Origin of the sequence: Sphaerobacter sp. (assembly GCF_019683595.1) — a bacterium.
Taxonomy (GTDB): domain Bacteria; phylum Chloroflexota; class Chloroflexia; order Thermomicrobiales; family Thermomicrobiaceae; genus Sphaerobacter.
The window spans coordinates 1-2376 of record NZ_JADGHZ010000314.1 but is presented as its reverse complement, the minus strand read 5'-3'; the positions used below and the strand labels follow the sequence as shown (position 1 = coordinate 2376).

The 2376-nt window shown below is 65.1% G+C and carries 3 protein-coding genes; all 3 read right to left on the bottom strand.

The window, feature by feature from the left end; translation table 11 throughout:
* Positions 1–485: 485 nt before the first annotated feature.
* The 3 genes from IRZ30_RS17030 to IRZ30_RS17020 all read right to left on the bottom strand — a co-directional run bounded on the left by IRZ30_RS17030 (position 486) and on the right by IRZ30_RS17020 (position 2138).
* Positions 486–1034 carry a DUF1269 domain-containing protein gene (locus tag IRZ30_RS17030; RefSeq protein WP_294086895.1) on the bottom strand — a complete coding sequence of 183 codons (549 nt, stop codon included), beginning with the start codon at positions 1032–1034 and terminating at the stop codon, positions 486–488.
* A gap of 226 nt (positions 1035–1260) precedes the next feature.
* Positions 1261–1545 (bottom strand): hypothetical protein, encoded by a 285-nt coding sequence (locus tag IRZ30_RS17025; RefSeq protein ID WP_294086894.1) that lies wholly within the window; start codon positions 1543–1545, stop codon positions 1261–1263.
* Between the two features lie 242 nt (positions 1546–1787).
* Positions 1788–2138, bottom strand: coding sequence for a carboxymuconolactone decarboxylase family protein (locus IRZ30_RS17020; protein ID WP_294086893.1), 351 nt, complete (start codon positions 2136–2138; stop codon positions 1788–1790).
* Between the last annotated feature and the right edge of the window lie 238 nt (positions 2139–2376).

Here is a 2376-nt window from a genome sequence, read left to right as displayed (position 1 = left end):
CGGTATGCTAGCGTATTTCGTCTAACTCCATCATGAACTCGCCGGGCCATGGCAACTGCCATGGCCCGCCACCGCATTTCGTAGGCGTGCTCCCGGTCCCCATCTATCTCTGCACGTGCCATGCGGAAAGGCGCTCGTGGGGTCATCCGCAGCGGCCCATAGCGTCGTAAGCGATCCAAGTCATTCTGCGCAGCGCGTGGCGTCCTGAGCGGTGCGAAGGGTCTCTGGCGAGTACCGCAGCCCCAGCATGAGGTTTTTCGCTCTGCACACGACACCAGCCCAAGCGATCATGCGCGTTCGGTATGAGGCGGCTCGCCTGGAGCGTGGATGGTGCGCACACACGGCGTGCGGCGCGAACTACCGATCGCCCGATCCACACAAACGCACCGGCGATCCTCCTTGGACCGCCGGTGCGGTGTGCCTGCAGGATCTCGGTGTCAAACGAGTCGAGAAGCCTGACCGTGCCCCTTGCCGGTGCCGAGTGGTTAGGAACCTGCCGGCTGCTCCGGCTGCTGCTCGCTCACCACTGGCGGCGGAGCGGTGGCCCCCTCTTCGGCGAACGCCTCCCGCAGCTTCGCTTCCTGCTCGGCAGAGAGGTTGGTCGATAGGACTTCGAAGGTCAGCCCGCTCATGGCCTCCTTGACCCGGTCCACCACGGCCCCGCTGGTCAGGAGGAAGATCGCCGAGGTGCCCGGTGTTACCTTCTGTTTGACCTGATTGATGAAGCTATCCGAGATACCGACGTCGGCAAAGTGCCCCGCTATCGCGCCGAAGGCGGCGCCTATCGCCAGCCCGAACAGCGGCACGAAGAAGAGCAACCCGAATAGCATGCCCCAGAAGGCACCCGTCAGCGCCCCCGCCCCGGTGAGGTCGTGGATTTGCTCGGTCTTGGGCTTTTTCGCCCCTTCCGGCCAGCGGACGATCGCGGCGTCCTCGACGGTGATAAGACCCTGAGCCTGTAGCTGCCGCAGTCTGGCGAGCATCTCATCGGCGCCGGTGGACGTCGGGAACTTGAATGCAGTCAGCGTGGCCACCGTGAAGTTCCTTTCCTGTGCGACGAGTAACCGTCTGCTCTTGGTTATGCCGGTGCGGTGGGCGCCGCGAATCGCCGCCGGAGATGTAGATTGAGGTCGTAGATCGGCACCCTGCACCCGTCGGGGCGGGGCGTCCTTGGACCATCCGAAAGCTCGAGCGCGCGGGGTAGATTGAGAATCCCGCGCGCTGCTCCCGGCGTTGCCGTCATTCCGAATCGGGCGCTGCTCAGGCATAACGTGACATGTACTGCTGGCCACGGGAGCGGTTCCCGTACCCACCGCCCGCATACATCGCGACGTCGGCGAACACGCCCAGAGCGATCCAGATCCAGTCGATCCCGCGCACGCCACCCAGCCCCACCGCGACGTACATCAGGGTCGTCCACGGTGCAAAGATGAACCCGAGGACGGGCCAGATGAACGAACCGAACAGCCGATCCCAGCGCGTCGGGTTGTACAGCCACCAAACGATGATGCCTGCGCGGGGACCAAGGAACACGAGGATCGTCAAGAAGCAGCACATTCTGGCCTCCGCTGCTAGATGAACCGACGCCACCGATCGATGGAGACTAGCCGCGCGCCCTTAGGAACGAACGGCGTTTCGCAACAGACGACATCTGCGTTGTGCGCCTGCCGGGAAGGCCAAGGACAACGCGCCGTAACGGCGAGCAGGCAGGGACGAGACCGCCACTACGGTGCGTTTCGAGCCGGCCAGTTCGACACACGCGAGATGACCCACGCCCACGCCCCGCGCTAGTCCGCGTCGGCGAGCTCCGCGTCATCGTCGTCCTCGGCAATCGCGATGCTGATCCCGAGCGCCCGCCCGATGTTCCCCACCGACGACACCACGCGTGGCCCGCCGATGATCGGAGCGATCGCCACCAGCGTCGCTTGCACATCCTCCGCGGACAGGCCCGTCTCGCTGGCCAGGCTGAGATTTGTGAGGTAGGAGAGCGGTGGCGCGTTGACGGCCGCCAGCGCGGCAAAGCGGACCATCATGTAGGTTCTCGGGTCGAGACCGGAACGCTGGTACGTCTCCGCGCTCATCTGAAGCAGCGTGTCGAGTACGGGCTGATCGTCGACGGGCTGATCCTCGTAAGACATCGGCACACCCTCCCGTGCGGTCGGTGCAGGGACCGCACATGACGGTCGTCACTTGTTCGACGTGTTTCCAGTCTAGGGACCAGCGGGGATACGGCATGAACCGCCGGGTCGCAAGCGTGGGTGGTAAACCGCGCGCGCATGTTCACCCAGGGGATGGTGTCGGCGCCGCACCGGCCAATTTGCGACACAGATCGAATGCCGTGGCCCCCCCCCCGGGGGGCGGCCGCGGGCCCCGTTT